This is a genomic window from Enterobacter sp. RIT637, from assembly GCF_019718755.1.
In the GTDB taxonomy this organism is placed as follows: Bacteria; Pseudomonadota; Gammaproteobacteria; order Enterobacterales; family Enterobacteriaceae; genus Enterobacter.
This window is the reverse complement of the sequence record NZ_JAIHAZ010000002.1, coordinates 514,527-540,008: the sequence shown is the minus strand read 5'-3', so window position 1 is coordinate 540,008 and position 25,482 is coordinate 514,527. Positions and strand designations below refer to the sequence as shown.

The window sequence follows — 25,482 nt, the reverse complement described above, 5'->3', positions numbered from 1 at the left end:
TCTCTTTTTATCTGCATGAAAGTAAACGACAAAATCCGATTATCGACCTCTGCAGAAAGCACACTTCCTGTACGCCTGGTTCAAACATACCACACTACGGCAGGCCTAAGTCCAGCCCTTTTTGACTGTTTTGTTAAATTCTTGTGCGTAGTTGGCGAAAGACGACTGCGGGTCACTGACGCCTGCGCAGGCGAAGTTCAACGGCAGCTATACTTCTCAAAGGAGGCGTTATGTATCAGAGAATTGAGGGTAAAAACTGGCGTCACGTCTGGGTTGTTAGCGATATTCATGGCTGCTATCAATGGCTCATGGACGAACTGAAACGTCGCCACTTTGATCCCTGTGCAGATCTGCTGATTTCTGTAGGGGATATCATCGATCGCGGTCCCGATAGCGTGAAGTGTTTACAGCTTCTGCATGAGAAATGGTTTCGGGCGGTGCGCGGGAATCATGAACAAATGGCGCTGGATGCACTTGAAAGTAATGATTTTGCTCTCTGGACGATGAATGGCGGTATGTGGTTTTCAACGCTCCAGGACAAAACGCGCGCACGGACGTTACTCGAAGCGTGTCGGGAATTACCGCATATTATTGAAATAACCTGTGTAAACGGCCTGAATGTTGTCGCCCACGCGGATTATCCGGCAGAGGCGTACGTCTGGAACAAACCGGTGAGCGCGCAGCGCGTGCTATGGGATCGTGACCGTTTAATGGGGTTTATGGTGGGTAAAGGGCAGGGGATCCAGGGGGCGGATCATTTCTGGTTCGGGCATACGCCGGTGGATAAGCGCTATGACTTTAATAACCTGCACTATATCGACACCGGTGCGGTGTTCGGTGGTTTTCTTACGCTGGTTCAGCTGCAGTAATAAATAACCCGCCTTCGGGCGGGTTCACTTTAGGTCAGGCAAGACGCAAGACCCAGGCATCAGTGTTACGGTCGTAATGCTCGCGGTAAAGGACTGAATGTTCTCCGTCAAGGATTGCCGGGACGCTGGTGTCGGCATCCCATGCATCAAGCTGCATGCACAAATCCGGGTCGGATTTGCAGGGAATACTTAACGTTCGATCGCCTTGCGCTTCGCCGCGCAATTCTGCGTCGTCGATTTCAAAAGCGCCAATGCGCACGCTGGTTTTCGTCATAGTGCTCTCCGGGTTCGTTGCAAAAATCTGGTATGACCAGTACGGGCATCCATTTTTTAGCCTAGACAAGGAGAGCAAAATCGCCAGTAAAAAAATGCGCTTTTTTAGTCAGTGCGAGTGTTACCCGTAAACAAGCGACCATCACGAACCAGTTCGCGCGGATAATTATTTTTCAGCCGTGACCCGACCTTTTTCGCCAGCCCCAACGGGAAGCCCTGATAGGTAACAATGACCTCATCCTGCGACGGGGTGGTTTCAGGGTAGACGTCACGCCCGCGATACCACTCTTCGGCTTCCTGATACGTCAGCTCAAAGGTGTTGTCGCGACCCGCCAGCGCAATAACCGCCTCGTGCTGCCAGCGATACCCTTTGTTGTGCACTTCCGCCAGGCGGATACCGATACGGGAAAAGCGGACTTTACCGATAAGCGGCTCAGCGTGTGCCGGGAACAGCCATATCTCCTTATCGCGTGTCCAGAGGTGCAAACTCTCGTCCCAGACCAGCCCAACCCTGTTGGCGGCGGCTTCAAGCTGCGCGGCATCGCGACCTTTAAGCGGCGCAAAGGGGAAATTACCGACTTTGAATTTTGGTGTTGGCAGGGGATCTACCGCCTGCGTTTTACGCAGACGTGCGACAAAGAACCCTTCGCAGTCGTAAATTTGCGGAAACACGTGGAGAAAACCGTCGGGCGTAGCCGCCTCTTGTGCCGTGGCAAATAAGTTATTAAGGGGCAAGAACTCGACCGCATCCGGGTATTGCGCTTTCAACCACAGACAAACCTCTTCGTTCTCATCGCGGTTTAAGGTGCAGGTTGAGTAGACCAGCGTGCCGCCAGGACGCAGGGCGTGAAACGCACTCTCAATCAGCTCGCGCTGTGTGGCAGCGATATCCAGGTTGCTTTCCACCGACCAGTTTTTGAGCGCATCAGGATCTTTTCGCACCACGCCCTCGCCGGAGCAGGGAGCATCCAGCAGAATGGCATCGAATGCCTCCGGCAAGGCGGCACCGAATACGCGGCCGTCAAAATGCGTCAGGGCCACGTTATGAATACCGCAGCGGCTGATATTGGCGTGGAGCACCTTCACGCGGCTGGCGGAAAACTCGTTGGCGAGGATCGCCCCGCGGTTGCCCATGCGTGCGGCAATCTGCGTGGTTTTTGAGCCGGGCGCGGCGGCGACATCCATCACGCGTTCGGGCGCGTTACCCTCAGCGAACAGGGCGGCAACCGGCAGCATCGAACTCGCTTCCTGAATATAAAACAGCCCGCTCAGGTGTTCAGCGGTGCTGCCCAGCGGTAAATCGTCCTCGTCGTCGCGCTCGATCCAGAAACCCTCTTCACACCATGGCACCGGCGTAAGTTGCCAGCCATACGGCGACACCAGCGTCAGAAAATCGGCCACGCTGATTTTGAGCGTATTGATGCGGATGCTACGACGCAGCGGACGCTGGCACGCGGCGATAAAATCATCGAAGGAAAGATGAGAAGGAAGCGCCTCGCGCATCTGCGCCAGGAATTGTTCAGGAAGAAATACGGAGTTTTGAGCCACGGGCACACCACAGGGAAACATTCAGGCGCGCAGTGTAGCATAAAGGCTCCGGCGCGTTGACACCGGAGCCTTTCAGATTAACGCGGCAGGGCGGTTCCCCATTCGCGCCACTCTTTGGGTTCACTTTCAAGCAGCAGGAAGTGTTTACCCGGCTGGGCCTTCGGTGCCAGCGGTGTACCCGGCGGCGTTGCGAAGGCGATACCGCCGCGTATGAACTGGTTAAAGGTACCGGTTTTCACCACGCCGCCCGTCAGGCCAAAGTCCAGTGAATACCCTGAGGCCAGCCAGAATACGGAGTTGTTGCGAACCAGGTGCTGGTAACGATCGCTAATGCGCAGCGCGACCATGACACGGTCCGAAAGCGTACCCAGCGTCAGCCCCGTCACCGTACCGACTTCAATACCGCGGAACAGCACCGGTGTACCGATGGACAGTCCACCCGCTTCCGGGACCTCCACCACAATGCTCAGGCCATCAAGGTAGCGCGAGTCGGTAATCGTCGCTTCCTGCAGTTCAAAGTCGCGGCGGGGTTTGCCTCGACCGGCTTCCACGTTGATGTAGGGCTGCAAAATCGTGTCGAGATGCTCAACCCCTGCGGCAGAAATCTGCGGCGTGACCACGGAGAAACGCGACCCCGCACGGGCGAAGGTCTGCACGTACTCCGGATAGAGCACGGCGGTGGCCTGCACTTCATTGCGCGATGTGATCAGCGTCAGCTTCTGGATCTGCCCGATATCAATGCCCAGATAGCGAATGGGCATTCCCTCAGCGAGTTTCCCCGCATCAAAGGCATGGAGGGTGATCTGTCCGCCTACGGCACGCGCCGCGGTCTCAGACGGGAAGAGGATACGCTTGTCCCCCTTGCGCATATCGCCACCGGCACCGGGCAGATTATCGAAGCTAATCGCGCCGCGCAGTGCGCGGGAGAGAGGCGATGCCTGCACGGTTAATCCGCTGCCGTTAAGCTGGACCTTCGCACCGCCTTCCGCCCAGAATACGCTATTTGCTGTGAGCAGCTTGCGGTATTCCGGCTTGATATGCAGTTCGATATCAAAGGCGTCCGCGCGTGGACGTACGGCGATCACTTCCCCGACCTCAAACTTGCGATACAGCACAACCGAACCGGCCTGCACGTCCGGCAGCGTCTCGGCGCTCAGCGTCAGCGTGGTGGTAGGCAGATCGCTTAGGCTGTTTTCAATCGCCTTGTCCAGATTGGCATACAGGGGATAACTTTCCCGCACGGGGCCTTTATTGCCCGGCAGAATGCGGATCCCGCCGTTGACCCATTCGCTGGCGCTGGCCCCGAGGAACTCAACGCCGTCCAGGCCGACCTTCACATCGACGCGGCTGTTCACCACAAACTTACTGTCACCATGGACCAAATCGCTGTACTGCGGATCGATAGCGGCCGAGAAGGTGACGCCTTTCTCCGAAAGCGTACGCTCCAGCACCTGACCGACCTGCACGCCATGTAAGATCAGCGGCTGACCGGCTTCAATGCCGTAACTTTCTGGAGCGTTAAGCGTAATTGTCACTACCCCTGGTTTTTGCAGCAGTGCTTTGTCCGCCGGGGCGATGACAAAACTGTTGCTGGGCTGGCCCTCTCCGGGGATAAGTTCAAACGTACTGCCCGTGAGCAGGCTGCTGATGCTGGCATCGCTCAGCGACAGTTTTGGACTGCGCATCTCAATACGCGTTTTCTCGCGCAGGAGATCGACCACGCTCGGATCAACTGTCATCTCCCCGGTTACGGACCCGCCGGGATTGAGCGTCATTTTTGTGAGCTGTCCGACCTCCAGCCCTTGATACATTAGCGGTGTAGAACCGGCTTTCAGCCCTTTGGCGTCGGGCAGGGTAAGTTTCACTATCACACCGCGCTGGCTGTGGGCCAGATCGGCGTACAGCCCAAAGGTGTCATCGGCCTTGGCAGGGCTGGACCCCTCCGGGGAGTCGAACGCGATAGCGCCGTTCACCAGCGCCGCCAGACTCTCCAGCTTCACTTTTGCACCGCTCAGGCTGACGTCTGCATCCACGCCGGACACATTCCAGAAGCGGCTGCCTTTTTTCACCAGGTTAGTGAAGCGGCGATCGATGAGGACATCAATGGTCACACCCTGTTTATTCGGGTTGATCGCATAGTCGTAAACGCGGCCTACCGGAATTTTGCGGAAGTACACCAGCGAACCGCTGTTCAGTGAACCCAGGTCAGGTGCCTGCAGATGAATCATCAGGTCGCCGTTATTGAGTCGATACTTCGGCTGCGTATCAAGCGCCACAAAGTGATCCTGCGGCTCGCCTTTACCCGGCATCATGCCGATATAGTTACCGCCAACCAGGGCATCCAGCCCCGACACACCGGCGAGGGAGGCTTTCGGCGTCACCAGCCAGAACTGCGTTTCGCTGCGCAGGGCATCCTGCATGTCAGATTTAATACTGACTCGCACCTGAATTTTGTTCAGCCCTTTTCCCAGCGTGATGTCCTGGACCGTACCGACTTCCACCCCCTGGAAGCGAACGGGGGTGCGTCCGGCGACGATACCGTCGGCGGTCTGGAAGTCAATGGTGACGGTACTTCCGCGATCTTCATAGCTCGTCCAGATAAGCCAGCCCGCGATCATCAGAGCGATGACGGGCAGCAACCAGAATGGCGAAATGCGGCGTTTTGTTTTAATTCTCGCTTCAGTCGGCGAAGCGGGCGTTTCCTGACTCATGTGCATCCCAAAGTAAGCGGCTATCCAGCCATTCCACAGCAAGAATAGTCAATATCACCGCAGAGCCGAAATAAAAAGCTGCGGGTCCCATTGTAAAAGCAAGCAGCTGATCGCGATTGATGAGCGACATCATCAACGAAATCACGAACAGATCCAACATCGACCAGCGACCAATCCAGGTAACAAAGCGCAGAAGCAGGATGCGCGTGCGCAGGCCCTGTTCGCATTTAAAATGGATGCTGATGAGCAGCGTAAACATCACCACCACTTTGGTGAACGGCACCAGGATACTGGCGATAAAGACAATGGCCGCCACGCCCACGTTGCTGTGGGCGAGAGAGATAATCCCTGAAAGGATGGTGTCTTCCTGGCGCGCGCCATTCACGTAAATGATTGAAATCGGCAGCATGTTAGCCGGGATCAGGAATACCATGGAAGCAATCAACGCTGCCCAGCATTTTTGCAGGCTGTTGTTGCGCCTCAGCCTTAATGGGATATGGCATCGCGGGCAGCGTCCCCGTGTATCAGGCAAACCAGTATAATGGCAACCCAGACAGACGCGCAGGTTTTCATCCGGACGCGAGGCAGGGCGCTGGGGATAAAAACGCTCCCAAAGCTGCTCTACGTTCAGATGGATCAGCGTCAGAATACTGAGCAATACCAGGCAGATGAAGGCAAACAGCCCAACGCCGGGCTGCAAAAATGCGTAGTCCTGCACTTTAATTGACGCCACGCCGACCCCGACCAGATAGATGTCCAGCATGACCCACTCTTTCAGCTTATCGAGCATCAGCAACACGGGGCGCAGATTCATCCCAAGAATGTTACCAAGCCACAGATAGGCGATGGCGGCGACCAACACCAGAGGCGCACCGACGGTACAGAACAGCACCATGGCGGCGGTCAGGGGATCGCCCTGGCGCGTCATCTGCCAGATCCCCTGCAGCACGTTGGCATCAATACGCACGCCGAGCAGATAAAGTTTCAGCAGCGGCTCGCTCCAGGCAAAGGGCATAAGCAACAGCATTGTCACGGCCATGGCTGCCAGACGGGTCAACGACCAGTCCCGCCCGTCGCGGATTTTGGCGTCACAGCAGGGACAAAAGGCACTTTGGTGCGATTTCATCTTCGGCAACATAAAAAGCGTATCGCACTGCGGGCAACGCTGATAATGTGCACGAGGCAGGGCTTCACTGACCTTATGGATAGTGATCTTCTTTGTCGGCGTAATTTTGGTTGTTTTTAAGGCCATCAGCTGCGCACAAAAGTGTATTGTTGAAAGTTATATTAACTCATGAATTGATTCATCTTGAGCATGAGCGCATTTAATGCTTATTTTAATAGGCTATGCGGTAATTTTGTAAGACAACTAAGTGATTGAAGAATGAGCAAAACAGAATTCTACGCGGATCTCAACCGCGATTTTAAGGCATTGATGGCAGGTGAAACCAGCTTCTTAGCCACTCTGGCAAATACAAGTGCATTATTGTTTGAACGGTTGACCGAGGTTAACTGGGCCGGTTTTTACCTTCTTGAAGGTGAAACACTGGTGCTGGGGCCTTTCCAGGGAAAACTGGCCTGTGTGCGTATTCCGGTCGGACGCGGCGTATGCGGTACCGCGGTGGCCACAAACCAGGTCCAGCGCGTGGAGGATGTTCACGCCTTCGACGGTCACATTGCGTGTGATGCGGCCAGTAATTCTGAAATCGTGCTGCCGCTGGTGGTAAAAAATCAGATTATTGGCGTTCTGGACATCGACAGTACGGCCTTCAGTCGCTTTACCTCCGAAGACGAGCAGGGCCTGCGAGAGCTGGCAGCGAATCTGGAAAACGTTCTGGCAGCAACCGATTATCAAAAATTCTTTGCGAGCGTCGCAGGATAATCAACGGATAACGTAGCAATTACTGATAGCGTCATTATAATGTCGCCTGTTCATGCCTGCGCGAGTTGGCAACGTCCGTTGTAATCAGGAAATTTCATGGAAAATCAACCTAAGTTGAATAGCAGTAAAGAAGTTATCGCATTTCTGGCCGAGCGTTTTCCTCAGTGCTTCAGCGCTGAAGGTGAGGCTCGTCCTCTGAAAGTCGGTATCTTTCAGGATCTGGTCGCGCGTGTTGAAGGTGAGATGAATCTCAGCAAAACGCAGCTTCGCTCTGCCTTACGTCTTTATACGTCAAGCTGGCGTTACCTGTACGGTATCAAACCGGGCGCAACCCGTGTTGATCTCGACGGCAACCCTTGCGGCGAACTGGACGAGCAGCACGTTGAACATGCGCGTAAGCAGCTGGAAGAAGCCAAAGCACGCGTTCAGGCACAGCGTGCCGAACAGCAAGCGAAAAAACGCGAAGCCGCTGCGGCCAATGGTCAGGAAGATGCACCTCGTCGCGAGCGTAAACCGCGTCCAGCACCGCGTCGCAATGAGAATAACGATCGCAAACCGCGTGCTGACAAACCAGCAGCTAAAGCCCCACGCGCGCCTCGTGAAGAGCAGCGCCATACCCCAGTTTCTGACATTAACGCCCTGAGCGTCGGTCAGGCTCTGAAGGTCAAAGCGGGTAACAATGCGATGGACGCCACCGTACTGGAAATCACCAAAGACGGCGTTCGTGTACAGCTGACTTCTGGTATGTCAATGATAGTACGCGCAGAACACTTGTTGTTCTGAAACGGAGGCCAAGCCTGGCATGAACACTTTTTTTAAGCTCACCGCGCTGGCGGGCCTGTTTGCTATAACAGGTCACGCCTTCGCTGTGGACGATATTACGCGTGTTGATCAAATTCCGGTATTGAAGGAAGAGACGCAGCATGCGACGGTGAGTGAGCGCGTGACGTCGCGCTTTACTCGTTCGCACTATCGTCAGTTCGATCTCGATCAGGCCTTTTCGGCCAAAATCTTCGACCGTTATCTGAACTTGCTGGATTACAGCCATAACGTATTGCTGGCCAGCGACGTCGAACAGTTCGCTAAACGTAAATCCGACGTGGGTGACGAACTGCGCTCCGGTAAGCTGGATCTGTTCTACGATCTGTATAATTTATCGCAAAAGCGTCGTTTTGAACGTTATCAATACGCGCTGAAAGTGCTGGAACGTCCAATGGACTTTACCGGCAACGACACCTTTAATCTGGATCGCAGCAAAGCGCCATGGCCGAAAGACGAAGCCGAGCTGAATGCGCTGTGGGACGGAAAAGTTAAATATGACGAACTGAGCCTCAAGCTCACCGGCAAAGACGAGAAAGAAATTCGTGAGACCTTAAACCGTCGCTACAAATTTGCCATCCGTCGCCTGGCGCAGACCAACAGTGAAGATGTGTTCTCCCTGGCAATGACGGCGTTCGCCCACGAAATCGATCCGCATACCAACTATCTCTCTCCACGTAACACTGAGCAGTTTAATACCGAAATGAGCCTGTCTCTGGAAGGTATTGGCGCGGTGTTGCAGATGGACGATGACTATACCCTGATCAACTCCATGGTGGCAGGTGGTCCAGCCTCCAAAAGCAAAGCGATTAGCGTAGGCGATCGCATTGTCGGTGTTGGTCAAACCGGACAGAACATGGTCGATGTCATCGGCTGGCGCCTGGACGATGTGGTTGCGCTGATTAAAGGGCCGAAAGGTAGCAAAGTTCGCCTTGAGATTCTGCCAGCAGGGAAAGGGACCAAAACCCGTATCGTTACCCTGACGCGCGAGCGCATTCGTCTTGAAGACCGTGCCGTCAAAATGTCGGTGAAAACCGTCGGTAAAGAGAAAGTCGGTGTTCTGGATATCCCTGGCTTCTACGTTGGTCTGACTGACGACGTAAAAGTGCAGTTGCAGAAGCTGGAAAAACAGAATGTCAGCAGCGTGATCATCGATCTGCGCAGCAACGGCGGTGGGGCGCTGACCGAAGCGGTTTCCCTGTCGGGTCTGTTTATCCCGTCTGGCCCGGTTGTTCAGGTCCGTGATAACAACGGTAAAGTGCGTGAAGATGCCGATACCGATGGTGTGGTCTATTACAAAGGCCCGCTGGTGGTGTTAGTCGATCGCTTCAGTGCGTCTGCTTCGGAGATCTTTGCCGCGGCAATGCAGGACTATGGCCGTGCGCTTATCGTCGGTGAGCCGACCTTTGGTAAAGGCACCGTCCAGCAGTACCGCTCTCTGAACCGTATTTACGATCAGATGCTGCGCCCGGAATGGCCTGCACTGGGCTCCGTTCAGTACACCATTCAAAAGTTTTATCGCGTGAACGGTGGCAGTACGCAGCGTAAAGGCGTGACGCCGGATATCATGATGCCAACGGGCACCGAAGAGACCGAAACGGGCGAGAAGTTTGAAGATAACGCGTTGCCGTGGGATAGCATCAATGCTGCGACATTCGTGAAATCTGGCGACATGACGCAGTTTGGTCCTGCATTGTTGAAAGACCATAACGAACGCATCCTCAAAGATCCTGAATTCCAGTACATCATGAAGGACATTGCGCGTTTCAATGCCCTGAAGGCGAAGCGGAACATTGTTTCTCTCAATTACGCTCAGCGTGAAAAAGAGAACAATGAGGATGACGCAACGCGTCTGGCGCGTATCAACGATCGCTTCAAACGTGAAGGTAAGCCTCTGCTCAAAAAACTGGACGATCTGCCAAAAGATTACCAGGAGCCGGATCCGTATCTGGACGAGACGGTGCATATCGCCCTCGACCTGGCGAATCTGGAGAAAGAGAAACCCGCAGTGCAACCGGCACCTACAAAATAATCCCTCAACAGGCACAAGACATTGTGCCTGTTTTTTTTAGTTCTGCTTCCTCTCGTCAACCTGAATTTCAATTGTGTAAAGTTGTGTCTTTCTGGTGACTTACACCCCTCGAATCCTTGAAAATAGCCACAATACCCATACGATGTGGGTAATCGCATAGTGCGTTTTGTTAAACAGAGGTTAAAAGAAAATTATGATGCGAATCGCGCTCTTCCTGCTCACCAACCTGGCGGTTATGGTGGTATTCGGGCTGGTGCTAAGCCTGACAGGAATTCAGTCGAGCAGCGTTCAGGGTCTGTTGATTATGGCGCTGCTGTTTGGTTTTGGTGGCTCATTCATCTCACTGCTCATGTCGAAGTGGATGGCGCTGAAATCAGTCGGTGGTGAAGTTATCGAGCAGCCGCGTAACGATATGGAACAGTGGCTGATGAACACGGTGGCTCAGCAGTCAAAACAGGCAGGCATCGCGATGCCGCAGGTTGCGATTTACCATGCGCCGGACATTAACGCCTTTGCAACGGGTGCGCGTCGTGATGCGTCTCTGGTTGCCGTCAGCACAGGTCTGCTGCAGAACATGAGCCGTGACGAAGCCGAAGCGGTTATCGCTCACGAAATCAGCCATATCGCGAACGGTGATATGGTGACCATGACCCTGATTCAGGGCGTGGTGAACACCTTCGTGATCTTCATCTCTCGTATCCTGGCGCAAATCGCGGCAGGCTTTATGGGGGGGAACCGCGACGAAGGAGAAGAGAGCAACGGAAACCCGCTGATCTATTTCGCTGTTTCGATGGTCCTTGAGCTGGTGTTCGGTATTCTGGCAAGCATCATTACCATGTGGTTCTCCCGTCATCGTGAGTTCCACGCGGATGCGGGATCTGCAAAACTGGTAGGGCGTGAGAAAATGATTGCTGCCCTGCAGCGTCTGAAGACCAGCTACGAGCCGCAGGAAGCAAACAGCATGATGGCCTTCTGTATTAACGGTAAATCGAAATCACTCAGTGAGCTGTTTATGTCTCACCCGCCGCTTGATAAACGTATTGAAGCGCTGCGCAGTGGCGAATACCTGAAGTAACGCGAAAACACCGAAAAAGCCGGGCTGGAGAGTACTCCGCCCGGCTTTTTTTATGCCTTCACGCCGGGCTGGGTGACCCGGAGTCCGCTGATTATGGCCGCGAGGCTTGCAAGGAACCCTGCGGTCAGGAGCGCAACGTGGTTACCGTTCTGCCCGGCAAGGTTAAACATCAGCGCAACCAGTGCAGCACCAGTACTTTGACCCAGCAGGCGCGCCGTGCCGAGCATGCCGCTGGCTCCCCCGCTGCGATGGCGCGGTGCGGAAGTGATAATGGTGTGGTTGTTAGGCGACTGGAACAAACCAAAACCCGCACCGCACAGGATCATGCGCCAGATGATATCCAGATCCGTAGGCGATGAGGGAAGCAGAGCCAGGGCAAACAAGCCGGTTGCCATCACCGTCAGCCCGATTGCACCCAGCAGTCCGGCATGCACGCGTTCGATCAAATACCCGGCCAGCGGCGCCATCACCATCGTCGCCAGCGGCCACGGCGTTAACAGCAGCCCGGTTTCAACCTCAGACCGACCGACTACACTCTGCAGGAAGAAGGGCAGGGAAACCAGCGCCAGCATCTGGGCACAGAACGAGCAGATCGAGGTGCAAATAGACAGCGAGAAAAGGGGAATACGCAGCAGGTCTACCGGCAACAATGGTACCGGCAGTGCAAGCTGGCGACGTACAAAGAAGAAGCCTACAACCAGCAGGGCGGCGAGCTCTGCGCCGGTAAGCGCCAGCGACTGACCCTGGGCAAACCCGCTCAGAGCAGTGATCAGCAGGCCAAAGGTCAGGGCATTCATTACCGCACTGGGCAGATCAAAGCGGGGCATTGTGCTTTTCGGGCCATTACCAGGTAGATAGCGCAGGGCAAAGCCAATCGCGACGATGCCGAGCGGCACGTTGATGGCGAAAAGCCATTGCCAGGAGGCGACTGAAAGAATGGCCGCCGCGATAGTTGGCCCGGCGGCAGAAGAGACCGCGACAATAAAGGAGTTGATCCCCATCCCGCGCCCCAGATGACGCTGCGGGTAAATTAAGCGGATCAGCGCGGTGTTGACGCTCATCAGCGCCGCGCCGCCAAAACCCTGGGCAATACGGGCTATCGTCAGGGTGTGCAGCGAATCTGAAAGGGCGCAGAAGAGCGAGGTCAGGGTAAAAACCACCAGCCCGCACTGATAAACCCGGCGATAGCCGAACATGTCGCCCAGAAAAGAGAATGAGAGCAGCGAAACCACAATGGCGATCTGGTAGGCGTTGACGATCCAGATCGAACTGGCGGGCGAGGCCTGCAGATCGCTGGCTATCGTTGGCAGGGCCACGTTAGCAATGGCACCGTCGAGAACGGCCATGGAAATGCCGATGATAATCGTCGCAATAGCGCCGTAACGCTGGGGCAAAGGCAGGCCATCGGAAAGGATTTTTTGCATTATGGATGAATAGCTCGGTAGGAAATTATTCTCAGGGTAACTATTTTAGCACCGTTAATTCCGTTTTATGTCGCAGATTTGTAACGAAGTAAACGAGGATTGATTGCAGCTAGCATGACGGGAATTTATAATAAAAACCGGTTCTGATTTTTATAAAACACTCTCCATGAGGTGATAAATGGCAATTGCAGATTTGGATAAGCAGCCAGATTCTGTTTCTTCCGTGCTGAAGGTGTTTGGCATCTTACAGGCGCTCGGAGAAGAGCGTGAAATTGGTATTACAGAGTTGTCGCAGCGTGTGATGATGTCGAAAAGCACCGTTTATCGCTTTTTGCAAACCATGAAGTCACTGGGCTATGTCGCGCAGGAAGGAGAATCTGAAAAATACTCGCTGACGCTGAAACTGTTCGAACTGGGCGCCCGCGCCCTGCAAAACGTAGATCTGATCCGCAGTGCGGATATTCAAATGCGCGAACTTTCTCGTCTGACAAAAGAGACTGTTCACCTTGGCGCACTGGATGAGGACAGCATTGTCTACATCCATAAAATTGATTCCATGTATAACCTGCGCATGTATTCGCGCATTGGTCGTCGTAACCCGCTCTACAGTACCGCCATTGGTAAAGTCCTGCTGGCCTGGCGCGACCGTGAAGAAGTTGAGCAGATCCTCTCAGGCGTGGAATATAAACGCAGCACGGAGCGTACCATCACCACCACTGATGAGTTACTGGCGGTGCTGGATAAAGTGCGTGAGCAGGGTTACGGTGAAGATAACGAAGAACAGGAAGAAGGGCTGCGTTGCATTGGCGTACCTGTCTTCGACCGCTTTGGTGTTGTCATTGCAGGCCTGAGTATCTCATTCCCGACGCTACGCTTCTCCGAAGAACGACTGCATGAGTATGTTGCTATTCTTCATACCGCCGCGCGTAAAATCTCTGAACAGATGGGCTATAACGATTATCCGTTCTAACCCCGCAAGAGATAAAAAAACGCCGCATTTTGCGGCGTTTTTCATGGATGCGGTTCAGCAAAATTAGCCGTTATCAATCACAACGGACGATTTACGCAGAACCGGGCAGTTGGTCAAACCGATGATCCCACTGTCCGAGTGGATATACTGTGCTGTACTCATGCCCTGGGCTGTCAGGTATTTACACTTGATACCTAAACCCGCGGCGTTTTCGGTGCTCCCCACAAGCACGCCATAGCCGGTTAACAGAAGGCCAGTCCAAAGAACGGCCAGTGCAATAATAGTTCGAATGATTAAATGCATCATTGCCTCTTTATCGTTGTTGTCATGCATTTAGCCTAACCTGTTTACTCTGTGAAACAAGTGCACGATTCCGAAAAGAGTCTGTTGAGGGTACAGTTAGTCGCTGTTTAAGATAGCCGTGATAACCTGGCTGCCTCGGGTGATAAAACGGAGAGTGGAGTGAAAAAAATACGCTGGGTAATTCTGGTTATCGTGTTGGTAGCATGTGTGGTGCTGTGGACACAGACTATCAACGTGATGTGCGATCAGGATGTACAGTTTTTTAGCGGCGTTTGCGCAATCAACCAGTTTATTCCGTGGTAAGACGCATTTTTTCCTAAGGTCATTTCCTTCCTTCGCGCCAGTGGTAAAATGGGCGTTTTTATTGAGGTGGTGAAATGGGTGAGTTAATGAATTCAGGGCTGCTAAATCTGGCATCCCTGATGGTCTCGTTGGTTATTCTGGTCACAGGATTGGTCATTTGGTTTTTCGTCAACCGTGCCAGCTCGCGTACGAACGAGCAAATTGAGTTGCTTGAAGCGCTGCTCGATCAGCAAAAGCGTCAAAATGCGCTGCTGCGCCGTCTGTGCGAAGCGAACGAACCAGAAGAGAAAGAAGCCCCTAAAGAAGCGGTCCTCGCAGACAAAGAAAACGAAGACGATTTTATCCGTCTGGTGGCTGAACGATAAACCTATAATGTAGCTCGCGGGAGGTGGCCGTGGTCTGGAAAAATCCCTGGTATGACCCCTCCCGGCTCCATCACACGCCAGATGGCTTTCGCAATACCGCTCCTGTGGGACATCAGCCCGGCGATGTGGAGCGCTGGCGTAAGGCGCGGAAAGCCGCAGGTTTACCGAAACCGCCTGCGCTGGGCTATGACGATTTCATCCGCCAGTGGTGGCAACCGGTTGAGCTGGACCAGCCACAAGGCGACGGGGCATGGTGGCTTGGACACGCGAGTCTGCTGGTGCAGATGGATGGCAACACCATTCTGACCGACCCGGTCTTTTCGCGACGCGCTTCTCCGCTTCCTTTTGCCGGACCGGTGCGCAAAACACCTCCTGCACTGTCAGTTGAACAACTTGTGCAGCTTGATGCGGTGGTTATCTCGCATAATCACTACGATCATCTCGACGATGCAACCATTCGCCGTATCCTGAAACGTTTTCCCGACGTAATGCTGTTTGTTCCCTTAGGTCTGGCTGAGTGGTTTCGCCGTCGCGGAGCCAGGCACATCGTACAACTCGACTGGTGGCAGAGCATGACCTGGCAGGGTATCACTCTGACAGCCGTTCCGGCGCAGCACTGGAGTATGCGTACCCCCTGGAACCGGAATCGATCCTTATGGTGTGGCTGGGTCTTTGAGGGACGAAAGCACCGTTTTTGGTTCAGCGGCGATACGGGCTATACGCCGGAGTTGTTAACGATCCCCGAACGTTTGGGCAAAATTGACGCCGCCGCGTTGCCGATTGGCGCGTATGCACCAGAATGGTTCATGGCGGTCCATCATATGGACCCGCAATCTGCCGTGGCGTTATGGCAGCAGCTCGGCCAGCCCCTGGCCTTTCCCATCCATTGGGGCGTGTTTGAACTGGCAGATGAATCCCTTGATGAACCTGTGCAGGCGTTAACTCAGGCACTTAATAATGTAGCACCGATTAATAATTCCTTCAGGATACTGAAAATTGGCGAATATTTATCCTTTTAAACAATGCGCGCAATAGTTGCATATATTTTGTATTTATAGCCCTTCAGGATTGTTTTATTTTTATCGAAACGTTTTGCTTGCCTTGTTTTGAGGCAGAGTCATAAAAATTTCATTATTTTGGTGCATCGTGTTCTTTATTCATTGGTGATTTTTAATGCAGTGTCAGTATGTTTATTAACACCAAATATGCATTGTCCTATTCCCAATGCGTTGGAATGTTTTGAGCATAAGTTTTCACAAAATGTTCTAACGCAATCAATGTTCTAAAGAAAGTTGCCCCTGAATCTGGACGGCATGTAATGTATGGTCTATGGTAAAAAAGTCTTTGATAACAGCGCTTGCGGTAATAGCGCAGTGGCGGTGTACAGGACTCACGTTGTCCATGATCGTTGCGCATAAGTGTGCAGATCATACCAGGGCAGTGTTTGAATTTGTGCGGCGGATCGAGACACGTTTAAAAATGGCTTGCCATATTAATCGTTGTGTGTGATAACACGTTTTGGGTCAAACGAGGTACAGTTCTGTTTATGTGTGGCATTTTCAGTAAAGAAGTCCTGAGTAAACACGTTGTCGTTGAATACCGCTTCTCTGCCGAACCTTATATTAGTGCCTCATGCAGTAATGTCTCAGTTTTATCTCAGTCAAGCCTGCGGGCTAAGAAAACACTCTAAGGAATTTTGCAAATGGCAAAGATTAAAGGTCAAGTTAAGTGGTTCAACGAGTCTAAAGGTTTTGGTTTCATTACTCCTGCTGACGGCAGCAAAGATGTGTTCGTACACTTCTCTGCAATCCAGGGTAATGGCTTCAAAACTCTGGCTGAAGGCCAGAACGTTGAGTTCGAAATTCAGGACGGCCAGAAAGGCCCAGCTGCAGTTAACGTAACTGCTATCTGATCGAACCACTGCTGACTGAAGTGCCTGGCGCTTCAATCTCAGACATAAAGCCTCGCGTATCGCGGGGCTTTTTTATTCTGTTATCTTTCAAAATATTACCATTCCACTTCTTGTTAGTAACTTGTTGCAAAGCTACGAGATTATTAGCATTGTTTCCCCTCCTTAAGGGCGTTTTTTCCCGTTAAATCAGGGCGTTGATCAACAGTCCTGAGGCTCAGGTGAAAAAGAAAACCCTAATGACCACCGGAAACTTCACTCCGGCGCGTTTTGCTCTGCTTTGTTTTGCCATTTTTTGCAGTCTGGCTTTTTTGCTGGGGCGGGTGGCCTGGCTGCAAATCGTTAAACCTGACAACCTGGTGAAGCAGGAGGACATGCGTTCGCTGCGTGAGGTCGCCATTGATGCTCCGCGCGGGATGATTATGGATCGCGAGGGAAGGCCGTTGGCGGTGAGCGTGCCCGTTCGTGCGGTATGGGCCGATCCTAAAACGGTACTGGCAAAAGGTGGCGTAGGCTTTGACGACCGTTGGCAGGCGCTGGCCAATGCGCTGCATCTCTCTCTGAGCACGCTATCGTCGCGGATAAACAGCAATCCGCAGGGACGGTTTATTTACCTGGCCCGTCAGGTCGATCCTTCTCAGGCGCAGTGGATAGACAAACTTAACCTGCCAGGCATTAATTTACGCGATGAATCTCGTCGGTTCTACCCAGCGGGACATGTGGCGGCCAATCTTATTGGTTTTACCAATATCGATGGACAAGGAATAGAAGGTGTTGAGAAAAGTTTCAATACCCAGCTGATGGGCAAGCCTGGCGTCCGACAGGTGAGGGAAGACCGCTACGGGCACGTTGTTGAAAATCTCACGGAAGTGGCGCCCGTTCCTGCCCATAACATTCAGCTGAGTATTGATGAGCGTCTGCAAACCATCACCGAGGACGCGCTCGATAATGCGGTTGCGTGGAATAAAGCCGAGTCGGGTGCATCGGTATTAATCAATATCCAGACGGGTGAAATTCTTGCGATGGCCAGCTATCCGGATTTTAACCCTAACAACCGCGAAGGGGCGACGTTAAACGATTTCCGCAACCGTGCGATCAGCGATACCTTCGAACCGGGGTCGACCGTCAAACCGCTGGTGCTGATGACGGCCCTACAGCAGGGGCTGGTACAGCCGGACAGCGTGATTGACACTCATCCGTACATGCTTGACGGGCACCGTATCCGCGATGTGGGTTACTACCCTGAGCTGACGATGACCGGCATTCTGCAAAAATCGAGCGATACGGGCGTATCTCGCCTCTCTCTTGCGATGCCGATCCAGCATCTCATTGATACCTACCGAAACTTTGGTTTCGGCACAGATACGGGACTTGGCTTAACGGGGGAAAGCGCGGGGCTATTGCCACAGCGTAAATTCTGGAGCCAGCTCGACAGGGCGACGTTTGCATTCGGCTATGGCCTGATGGTGACGCCGCTTCAGCTGGCGCATGTTTACGCCACTATCGGTGGCTTTGGTCTTGAGCGTCCACTCTCTATTACCCGCATTGATCCTCCCGTTATGGGGCACCGGGTGATGCCAGAGGCGATCGCGCATGAAGTCGAACATATGATGGAAAGCGTTGCGCTGCCCGGCGGGGGCGGTGTTAAGGCTGCCGTACGGGATTATCGCGTGGCGGTGAAAACCGGAACGGCGAAGAAGATTGATGACAGCGGTAAATATGTCGATAAATATGTCGCCTATACCGCTGGCGTTGCGCCTGCCAGCGATCCGCGCTTTGCGCTGGTGGTGGTCATTAACGATCCTCAAAACGGCGCCTACTACGGCGGTGCCGTCTCCGCGCCGGTGTTCAGCGAAATTATGGGCAACGTGCTGCGTCTGGAGAATGTGAGACCGGATGGTCTGCCGGCGGATTCTGACCACCTTATCGTTATGCGTTAACCCAGGCGTTTATAAGACGGGCGAATAGCGGTACACTTCGCCCTTTGGTTTATGCCCCCGGAGTTGTCATGTCCTTCAGTTGTCCCCTTTGCCACGCGCATCTGCTGCGCTCAGAGAAAAGCTTTACCTGTCCGCAGGGACATCAGTTTGATATGGCGAAGGAAGGGTACGTGAATCTGCTCCCTGTGCAGCACAAGCGCTCCCGCGATCCGGGTGATAGCGCAGAGATGATGCAGGCGCGCCGTGCGTTTCTGGATTCAGGACATTACCAGCCGCTTCGGGATACCGTCTCGCAGGTACTGACGCATAACCTGCCTGATAATGCGACCGCTGTCCTGGATATCGGCTGTGGTGAAGGCTACTACACGGCAACGTTTGCAGAGGTTGCCCGTGAGAAGGGCGCAGAGACTTTTGGCCTGGATGTGGCAAAAGTGGCGATTCGCGCGGCGGCAAAACGCTATTCTGCCGTGACGTTTTGTGTGGCATCCAGCCACCGGCTGCCGTTTGACGACGCCAGCATGGACGCCATTATCCGCATTTATGCTCCCTGCAAAGCGGAAGAGCTGGCGCGCGTGGTGAAACCGGGTGGCTGGGTGATCACCGTCACGCCAGGACCACGGCACCTGATGGAATTGAAAGGGCTGATATACGACGAAGTGCGTTTGCACGCGCCTCACTCTGAACAACTGCCGGGTTTTATGCTGCAACAGGAACGCACTGTGGCGTATGAAATGGATCTCAAAGGGGAAGAGGCCGTAGCGTTGCTGCAGATGACGCCATTCGCATGGCGGGCAAAACCAGAGGTGTGGGAAACGTTATCGAAGCAGACCGTTTTTCGCTGCCAGACTGACTTCAGTATTCACGTCTGGCAGCGCGAGGTTTAACCGGCGAAGTGCGCCCAGAGGATTTGAGCGCCAATACCGATTAACACGATACCGCCCAGAATTTCGGCTCGCTTGCCCAGCAGCGGGCCGATAAACCGACCTACCATCATCCCCAGCGTTGACATAATCAACGTAGCGCAGCCGATGGCCAGCGCGGTTGCAACAATATTGACCTGCAGGAATGCCAGACCGACGCCGACCGCCATGGCATCAAGGCTGGTGGCAATCGCCGTGGTGACCAGCAACCAGAAGCCGTGGCGATGCTGTGGCTCATCATCTTCATCGCTGTTACCGCGAAAACCCTCAATGACCATTCTCCCCCCGAGGAACACCAGCAGGACGAATGCAATCCAGTGGTTCCACTCCAGCACGAACTGGCTGGCGAGCATCCCCAGACCCCAGCCAATAAGCGGCGTTAGCGTTTCGATAGCACCAAAAATCAGGCCGGTACGCAGGGCTTCTGAGAATTTAGGTTTGTGGAGCGTGGCGCCTTTTCCGATGGAAGCAGCAAATGCGTCCATGGACATGCCAAAAGCGAGAAGTATCGTAGCGGAGATATTCATAACAGCGTCCAGACCGGGGATATCCATATGACACATCACTGCCCCCAGTAAACAGCAGTTGATGTATCTATGGTCTCGCCTGATCGCAACACACCTGAAATGTGCTGAAAGCAATCCGTACGCGCCACGTTTTTCAACGAGTATGTTGACACGTACATTTCCTGAGAACAGGAAATCGGCTACTCCCCAACGACGGGCGCAACCTTAACATATTTTGAGAATATAAAACAATATCGAAGCAGGCTTAATTCATCTGCTTTTCTGATAACGATTTTCATTTAGATTTATGCGTGAAAATATCGTTAATAAATATAAGTTACGAAGAGGGGGGGATATAGCAATGGCTATATTGTCTGCACGCGAATATCGTACTTTATAGCCGATGCTATATTAATAACTCATTGAGTTTTAAGGAGTAATCTGGAGATCTTTTCAAGGTCATCAATATTTTTGACCCGAATCAGTAGACGACGCTGTTCTAATTGCATCACTAACACACCGTCTTCGGATAAATTCATCTCTTTAATGCGGTTATATTCTATCCAGACATTGGCGAAGAAGAATCCGTGTTTTTTAAAAATGAGTTTTGGCGAGCGGATCCAGAACAGGTAAATCGCCATTAATGCCAGCGCAGATAATAACCATGTGGTTAATAGTGCACCGTTGCTGGTCACGTTGTTGTAGATCAGAATGACGATAAGGCCCGCGAAGATGAATCCATCAACACGCCCGCGTCGCAGAAGGGGAAGGGAAAGCAGCGTCTCGCCGTGGCGGCGGGGCATGATGAACTCGTCATAGATCGCGTAAGCCATAAGGGCAACAATAAACAAAACCAGTACGATGTCCGTGACAGTCATTCATCCTCCAGATAAAAAGACCGGGGGCAAGCCCCCGGCCTATAGCATTGAAATTTACAGGCCCAGCAGACCGACAGCGTAGCCCGCGATACCGATGACGAAGAAGCCAACGATGATCCACAGCGGGTTTACTTTCTTACGCAGCAGCCACATACAGGCGAAGGTCAGCAGCAGCGGCACCAGGCCCGGCATCAGCTGGTCCAGAATCGTCTGCACGGTAGTCACACGCGTCTGACCATCCTGACCGGTGATGGTTGAGACCACCAGCGGGATGTTTACGTGCGTCCACTTGTTAACCAGTGCCCCCATCACAAACAGGCCGAGGATTGACGCCCCCTCGGTCAGTTTCTGCAGGAAGCCACCGCCCATATCCTTAACGATGTCCACGCCTTTGCGGTAGCCGTAAGCCACGCCGTAGTAACGGGTCAACAGGCGTACTGCGTTGAAGAGGATGAAGAACAGCAGTGGGCCAAGCAGGCTGCCGCTCATCGCGATACCGGCACCCAGTGCCGCGAAGACCGGGCGAACGGTTCCCCAGAAGATCGGGTCACCCACGCCTGCCAGCGGCCCCATCAGGCCGACTTTGATGCCGTTAATGGCACCATCGTCAATCTCTGCGCCGTTCGCACGCTGCTCTTCCATCGCCAGCGTCACGCCAAGAACCGGGGCTGCGACGTAAGGATGGGTGTTGAAGAATTCCAGGTGACGCTTAATCGCCTGACGACGAGCTTCGTTGTTTTCCGGATACAGGCGTTTGATTGCCGGTACCATGGAGAAGCAGAAGCCCAGCGCCTGCATACGTTCGAAGTTCCATGAACCCTGGAACAGGTTAGAACGAATGAACACGCCACGAATATCACCCGGAGTGAGTTTTTTCTCAGTGGTAGTTTTTGTCATATCAACCATTTCGCTCACCTGCTAGTCCAGTTCGTTATCGAGATCGTTGTTACCAGCAGCCTGCGCTGGGGCACCCGCGACGCGGTTATATTTAGGGCTGAGCTGGATGTAGAGAATCGCCATCACTGCACCAATCACACCCAGAGCAACCAGGTTGAAGTTGGTGAAGGCTGCGGTCACGAAGCCGAGGTAGAAGAACGGCATCAGATAGCCTGCGCGCATCATATTGATGACCATCGCATAACCAACAACCACGATCATGCCGCCCGCGATGTTCAGACCGCCGGTCACCACTTCTGGAATGGCGTTCAGCATGCTCTGGACTTCACTCGTACCGACAGAGATCGCAACGATAACCGCCGGGATAGCGATACGCATTGCCTGCAGGAACAGGGACGAAACGTGGATCCAGGATAGCGCCGTCAGGTTGCCATTTTCAGCCGCCTTATCAGCCGCGTGCTGGAAGGCAACGGTAATAGTTCGCACGATGATGGTCAGAACCTGGCCTGCTGCAGCCAGTGGGATCGCCAGGGCAATACCGGCACCAATACTTTGATGACCGGCAATAACCAGAACGGTTGAGATAATCGACGCCAGCGCGGCATCGGGCGCAACCGCAGCACCGATGTTCATCCAGCCGAGGGCGATCATTTCCAGGGTACCACCGATGATGATACCGGTTTTCATATCACCGAGAACGGCACCGATCAACGTACAGGCCACCAGCGGACGGTGGAACTGAAATTCATCAAGTACGGATTCCATACCCGCAATACATGCGACGACGAACACCAGCACAATCTGAAGAGTGGTAATCTCCATTGTACTTCTCCTATTGCATAAGCTTTATGTAAAAAACCGGCGCGGGCTTATTTCCCAACTTTGCCGATCAAATCCATCATTTTCAGTTTCTGATCCGTGGAAACCTTACGGGCTTCCAGCTCAATACCGCGTGCATTCAGCTTGTTGAATGCCTCAATATCTTTTTCATCAACCGAAATCGCGTTGTTGACCTGCGTTTTGCCCTGACGGAAAGCCATACCACCAATGTTCACGGAGGTGATTTTCACGCCGCCTTCAACAATGCGCTCGACATCTGTAGGGTTAGTGAACAGAAGCATCACGCGCTCGCCCGCATATTTCGGGTTGTTGTAGACGCGGATCATCTTGGCGACGTCCACCACGTGCGCGGTAACGCCTGGAGGGGCAACCTGAGTCAGAAGGGTTTTACGTACGGTATCCGCAGCCACTTCGTCACTGACGACGATAATGCGGCGAACGTTGGTCTCTTTGGTCCAGCGTGTCGCCACCTGGCCGTGGATTAAGCGGTCATCAATTCGCGCAAGGCCGATGACCATATAATCGTTCGGGCCCATCGGTTTCGCTGGGGCTGCCGCTTTCGGTGCCGCCACAACCGGGGCGGGTTTTTCAACCGGTTGTGCTTTCAGCGCCTTAACGCCTTCACGACCGGTTTCCACCGCCAGGGCCACCAGCTCATCGAAGCTCGGGTTGTCGTCGCGCGCCATGAAGGTTTCCACCAGCATAGGGATGTTAACTCCGGCGACGACTTCATAATGCTCTTTATCGACGACAATGCGGCTGGCAGCGTTGAACGGGCTGCCGCCCCATGTATCAACGAGAAACAGCACGCCTTTACTGGTATCCAGCTTCGCGAGTTGAGCGTTGTATTTCTCTATCAGCGTCTCGGCGTTTTCACCGGGAACGAAATCGATCCAGCCGACGTTTTCCTGCTCGCCCAACAGCATCTCTGCCGTTTTGAGTAGCTGCTCAGCAGCCCAACCATGTGTGCCTATGACAATAGCAATGGTCACTTGCTACCTCCTTTTATTATCATTAATACGCCTGTCGGGCAGACGTACTGAGAATCGTATTGGCGAACCGAATCGATTCAGATAAGGGTTAGAGTTCAAAAAACTAAGACTTCCGCGAATTATTTTAGACAGTGAAAAAATAATTTATGTGATGAAGATCCGTAATTTAGCTTTCCCGATCGAGAAAATTCTCAACACAAATTTAGTCTTATTGTGTTTTTGCAAAAGAACGTAAATCTTTGCGTAAAACCTATTGTCTCTGATATGTTTAGCCTCCGTTTACCTGTTCAGGAGTATAGGGCTACAGCCCACTATATGGACCGTCACCGACGTCAGTCATCTATCAGGCCATTTCGCGCCTTTTTCCCCGGCGATCCTCGCCACGTATCGACTCTGTCTGCCTCTGTTTTGCCCACATTGAGTGGGGCACCGTTTTGTCATTCCTTTAGCAGGAGCTTGTCATGGAATTCTTAATGGACCCGTCAATCTGGGTAGGATTGTTCACGCTGGTCGTACTGGAGATTGTTCTCGGTATTGATAACCTGGTGTTTATCGCCATCCTTGCGGACAAACTGCCGCCAAAACAGCGTGATAAAGCACGTCTGATTGGTCTGTCGTTGGCATTGATCATGCGACTGGGCTTGCTGTCCGTTATTTCGTGGATGGTCACGCTGACCCAGCCGCTGTTCTCCGTCATGGATTACACCTTCTCCGGCCGTGATTTGATCATGCTGTTCGGGGGGATATTCCTGCTCTTCAAAGCGACGACTGAGCTACATGAACGGCTTGAAAACCGGCAGCATGATGATGGTCATGGTAAGGGCTATGCCAGTTTCTGGGTCGTGGTACTGCAAATTGTCGTGCTTGATGCGGTCTTCTCGCTGGATGCGGTTATTACCGCAGTCGGTATGGTGAACCACCTGCCGGTGATGATGGCGGCTGTCGTCATTGCGATGGCGGTGATGCTGCTGGCGTCGAAACCGCTGACGCGTTTCGTCAACCAGCACCCAACGGTTGTTGTGCTGTGTCTGAGCTTCCTGCTGATGATTGGTCTCAGCCTGGTGGCGGAAGGCTTTGGCTTCCATATTCCGAAAGGCTATCTGTACGCCGCGATTGGCTTCTCGATCATCATCGAGCTGTTTAACCAGATTGCGCGCCGCAACTTCATTAAGCAGCAGTCAAACCAGCCGCTGCGCGCCCGTACCGCTGATGCGATCCTGCGCCTGATGGGCGGCCGTCGCCAGGCAAACGTGCAGTCAGATAGTGAGAACCGTAACCCGGTTCCGGTCCCCGAAGGGGCATTTGTTGAAGAAGAGCGCTACATGATCAACGGCGTGCTCTCCCTGGCCTCCCGTTCCTTGCGCGGAATAATGACGCCACGCGGTGAAATCAGCTGGGTGGATGCCAACCTGAGCGTGGATGAAATACGTCAGCAACTCCTCTCTTCACCGCACAGCCTGTTCCCGGTGTGCCGTGGCGAACTGGATGAAATCATCGGTGTGGTCTGTGCGAAAGAGATGCTGGTGGCGCTGGAAGAGGGCGTCAATGTGGAAGCCATTGCGGCCTCGTCGCCTGCGATTGTCGTTCCGGAAACGCTGGATCCCATCAACCTGCTCGGCGTGCTGCGTCGCGCCCGCGGTAGCTTCGTGATCGTTACCAACGAATTCGGCGTGGTTCAGGGTCTTGTTACGCCGCTGGACGTCCTGGAAGCGATTGCGGGTGAATTCCCGGATGCGGACGAAACGCCGGAAATCGTTGCGGACGGCGAAGGCTGGTTGGTCAAAGGTACCACTGACCTGCACGCGCTTTCGCACACGCTGGGGCTGGAAAACGTCATTAACGATGAAGAAGACATCGCCACCGTGGCAGGGCTTGTAATTTCGGTCAACGGTCAGATCCCGCGTATCGGCGATGTGATTGAACTGCCGCCGTTGCATATCACCATTGTCGAAGCCAACGACTATCGCGTTGATATGGTGCGTATTGTTAAAGAGCAATCTGCACACGACGAAGAAGAGTAAACTTT

General features: G+C 53.4%; 26 protein-coding genes and 1 riboswitch. Of the genes, 15 read left to right on the top strand and 11 right to left on the bottom strand.

All coding sequences use genetic code 11. The features are described 5' to 3' along the window. Window positions 1-230: 230 nt before the first annotated feature. A complete protein-coding gene (gene pphA / locus K5E19_RS06110; protein ID WP_221550395.1) occupies window positions 231-869 on the top strand; it encodes a protein-serine/threonine phosphatase in 639 nt (212 codons plus the stop codon). 34 nt (window positions 870-903) lie between these two features. On the opposite strand, the gene K5E19_RS06105 is transcribed toward pphA, so the two are convergent. The 4 genes from K5E19_RS06105 to yebS form a co-directional block, all read right to left on the bottom strand. Beyond that, window positions 904-1,143 carry a YebV family protein gene (locus tag K5E19_RS06105; protein WP_042717979.1) on the bottom strand — a complete coding sequence of 80 codons (240 nt, stop codon included), beginning with the start codon at window positions 1,141-1,143 and terminating at the stop codon, window positions 904-906. Between the two features lie 104 nt (window positions 1,144-1,247). Next, window positions 1,248-2,696 carry a 16S rRNA (cytosine(1407)-C(5))-methyltransferase RsmF gene (rsmF, locus tag K5E19_RS06100; protein WP_409334598.1) on the bottom strand — a complete coding sequence of 483 codons (1,449 nt, stop codon included), beginning with the start codon at window positions 2,694-2,696 and terminating at the stop codon, window positions 1,248-1,250. A 71-nt stretch (window positions 2,697-2,767) separates the two neighbouring features. Then, entirely contained in the window at window positions 2,768-5,401 is a 2,634-nt protein-coding gene (locus K5E19_RS06095) for a PqiB family protein (protein ID WP_221550393.1), read from the bottom strand. Next, window positions 5,370-6,653: a membrane integrity lipid transport subunit YebS gene (yebS, locus tag K5E19_RS06090; RefSeq protein WP_221550392.1), complete on the bottom strand. Its 1,284-nt coding sequence runs from the start codon at window positions 6,651-6,653 to the stop codon at window positions 5,370-5,372. The genes K5E19_RS06095 and yebS overlap by 32 nt, the downstream gene beginning before the upstream one ends. Before the next feature lie 132 nt (window positions 6,654-6,785). Here yebS and K5E19_RS06085 point away from each other — a divergent pair, with 132 nt between their 5' ends. The 4 genes from K5E19_RS06085 (at window position 6,786) to htpX (ending at window position 11,209) form a co-directional block, all read left to right on the top strand. Further along, complete coding sequence (locus K5E19_RS06085; RefSeq protein WP_010432639.1) at window positions 6,786-7,283, top strand: GAF domain-containing protein; 498 nt, start codon at window positions 6,786-6,788, stop codon at window positions 7,281-7,283. A 96-nt stretch (window positions 7,284-7,379) separates the two neighbouring features. Then, a complete protein-coding gene (gene proQ, locus K5E19_RS06080; RefSeq protein ID WP_042717984.1) occupies window positions 7,380-8,066 on the top strand; it encodes an RNA chaperone ProQ in 687 nt (228 codons plus the stop codon). 19 nt (window positions 8,067-8,085) lie between these two features. After that, a complete protein-coding gene (gene prc, locus K5E19_RS06075; protein WP_221550391.1) occupies window positions 8,086-10,134 on the top strand; it encodes a carboxy terminal-processing peptidase in 2,049 nt (682 codons plus the stop codon). A 193-nt stretch (window positions 10,135-10,327) separates the two neighbouring features. Next, window positions 10,328-11,209 (top strand): protease HtpX, encoded by an 882-nt coding sequence (gene htpX / locus K5E19_RS06070; RefSeq protein ID WP_010432647.1) that lies wholly within the window; start codon window positions 10,328-10,330, stop codon window positions 11,207-11,209. 50 nt (window positions 11,210-11,259) lie between these two features. Here the strand turns inward: htpX and K5E19_RS06065 are convergent, their stop codons facing one another. Next, a complete protein-coding gene (locus K5E19_RS06065) occupies window positions 11,260-12,633 on the bottom strand; it encodes an MFS transporter (RefSeq protein WP_221550390.1) in 1,374 nt (457 codons plus the stop codon). A 178-nt stretch (window positions 12,634-12,811) separates the two neighbouring features. On the opposite strand from K5E19_RS06065, the gene kdgR reads away from it, so the two are divergent. Beyond that, window positions 12,812-13,603, top strand: a complete 792-nt coding sequence (gene kdgR, locus K5E19_RS06060) for a DNA-binding transcriptional regulator KdgR (RefSeq protein WP_010432655.1) — start codon at window positions 12,812-12,814, stop codon at window positions 13,601-13,603. Between the two features lie 63 nt (window positions 13,604-13,666). On the opposite strand, the gene K5E19_RS06055 is transcribed toward kdgR, so the two are convergent. Then, window positions 13,667-13,906: a YobH family protein gene (locus K5E19_RS06055; RefSeq protein ID WP_029485125.1), complete on the bottom strand. Its 240-nt coding sequence runs from the start codon at window positions 13,904-13,906 to the stop codon at window positions 13,667-13,669. A 159-nt stretch (window positions 13,907-14,065) separates the two neighbouring features. On the opposite strand from K5E19_RS06055, the gene mgrB reads away from it, so the two are divergent. The 7 genes from mgrB to rlmA all read left to right on the top strand — a co-directional run bounded on the left by mgrB (window position 14,066) and on the right by rlmA (window position 19,307). Next, window positions 14,066-14,209 (top strand): PhoP/PhoQ regulator MgrB, encoded by a 144-nt coding sequence (gene mgrB / locus K5E19_RS06050; RefSeq protein ID WP_221550389.1) that lies wholly within the window; start codon window positions 14,066-14,068, stop codon window positions 14,207-14,209. A gap of 74 nt (window positions 14,210-14,283) precedes the next feature. After that, window positions 14,284-14,574 carry a YebO family protein gene (locus tag K5E19_RS06045; RefSeq protein WP_221550388.1) on the top strand — a complete coding sequence of 97 codons (291 nt, stop codon included), beginning with the start codon at window positions 14,284-14,286 and terminating at the stop codon, window positions 14,572-14,574. A 29-nt stretch (window positions 14,575-14,603) separates the two neighbouring features. Beyond that, window positions 14,604-15,593 carry an MBL fold metallo-hydrolase gene (locus K5E19_RS06040; RefSeq protein ID WP_221550387.1) on the top strand — a complete coding sequence of 330 codons (990 nt, stop codon included), beginning with the start codon at window positions 14,604-14,606 and terminating at the stop codon, window positions 15,591-15,593. Between the two features lie 527 nt (window positions 15,594-16,120). Continuing rightward, a complete protein-coding gene (locus K5E19_RS06035) occupies window positions 16,121-16,264 on the top strand; it encodes a DUF2627 domain-containing protein (protein WP_052302290.1) in 144 nt (47 codons plus the stop codon). A 12-nt stretch (window positions 16,265-16,276) separates the two neighbouring features. Further along, window positions 16,277-16,486, top strand: coding sequence for a transcription antiterminator/RNA stability regulator CspE (gene cspE / locus K5E19_RS06030; RefSeq protein WP_001062678.1), 210 nt, complete (start codon window positions 16,277-16,279; stop codon window positions 16,484-16,486). A gap of 236 nt (window positions 16,487-16,722) precedes the next feature. Next, window positions 16,723-18,423: a peptidoglycan glycosyltransferase FtsI gene (gene ftsI / locus K5E19_RS06025; protein WP_409334600.1), complete on the top strand. Its 1,701-nt coding sequence runs from the start codon at window positions 16,723-16,725 to the stop codon at window positions 18,421-18,423. A 68-nt stretch (window positions 18,424-18,491) separates the two neighbouring features. Then, entirely contained in the window at window positions 18,492-19,307 is an 816-nt protein-coding gene (gene rlmA / locus K5E19_RS06020) for a 23S rRNA (guanine(745)-N(1))-methyltransferase (protein ID WP_221550385.1), read from the top strand. On the opposite strand, the gene mntP is transcribed toward rlmA, so the two are convergent. The 5 genes from mntP to manX all read right to left on the bottom strand — a co-directional run bounded on the left by mntP (window position 19,304) and on the right by manX (window position 23,456). Continuing rightward, window positions 19,304-19,870 (bottom strand): manganese efflux pump MntP, encoded by a 567-nt coding sequence (mntP, locus tag K5E19_RS06015; RefSeq protein ID WP_221550384.1) that lies wholly within the window; start codon window positions 19,868-19,870, stop codon window positions 19,304-19,306. The genes rlmA and mntP overlap by 4 nt on opposite strands. 3 nt (window positions 19,871-19,873) lie before the next feature. Beyond that, window positions 19,874-20,070, bottom strand: a riboswitch (yybP-ykoY riboswitch). Between the two features lie 198 nt (window positions 20,071-20,268). Beyond that, a complete protein-coding gene (locus tag K5E19_RS06010; protein WP_221550383.1) occupies window positions 20,269-20,727 on the bottom strand; it encodes a DUF986 family protein in 459 nt (152 codons plus the stop codon). A gap of 54 nt (window positions 20,728-20,781) precedes the next feature. Continuing rightward, a complete protein-coding gene (locus K5E19_RS06005) occupies window positions 20,782-21,633 on the bottom strand; it encodes a PTS mannose transporter subunit IID (protein ID WP_006810994.1) in 852 nt (283 codons plus the stop codon). A gap of 12 nt (window positions 21,634-21,645) precedes the next feature. After that, complete coding sequence (gene manY, locus K5E19_RS06000; RefSeq protein ID WP_008500490.1) at window positions 21,646-22,446, bottom strand: PTS mannose transporter subunit IIC; 801 nt, start codon at window positions 22,444-22,446, stop codon at window positions 21,646-21,648. 47 nt (window positions 22,447-22,493) lie between these two features. Then, window positions 22,494-23,456 carry a PTS mannose transporter subunit IIAB gene (manX, locus tag K5E19_RS05995; RefSeq protein WP_221550382.1) on the bottom strand — a complete coding sequence of 321 codons (963 nt, stop codon included), beginning with the start codon at window positions 23,454-23,456 and terminating at the stop codon, window positions 22,494-22,496. A 264-nt stretch (window positions 23,457-23,720) separates the two neighbouring features. On the opposite strand from manX, the gene K5E19_RS24365 reads away from it, so the two are divergent. After that, a complete protein-coding gene (locus K5E19_RS24365; RefSeq protein WP_409334599.1) occupies window positions 23,721-23,930 on the top strand; it encodes a protein YoaL in 210 nt (69 codons plus the stop codon). Further along, the gene (yoaE, locus tag K5E19_RS05990; RefSeq protein WP_221550381.1) at window positions 23,918-25,477 is read left to right on the top strand and encodes a CNNM family cation transport protein YoaE; all 1,560 of its coding nucleotides are present in this window, start codon (window positions 23,918-23,920) and stop codon (window positions 25,475-25,477) included. Before K5E19_RS24365 ends, yoaE begins: the two co-directional genes overlap by 13 nt. Window positions 25,478-25,482 lie beyond the last annotated feature (5 nt).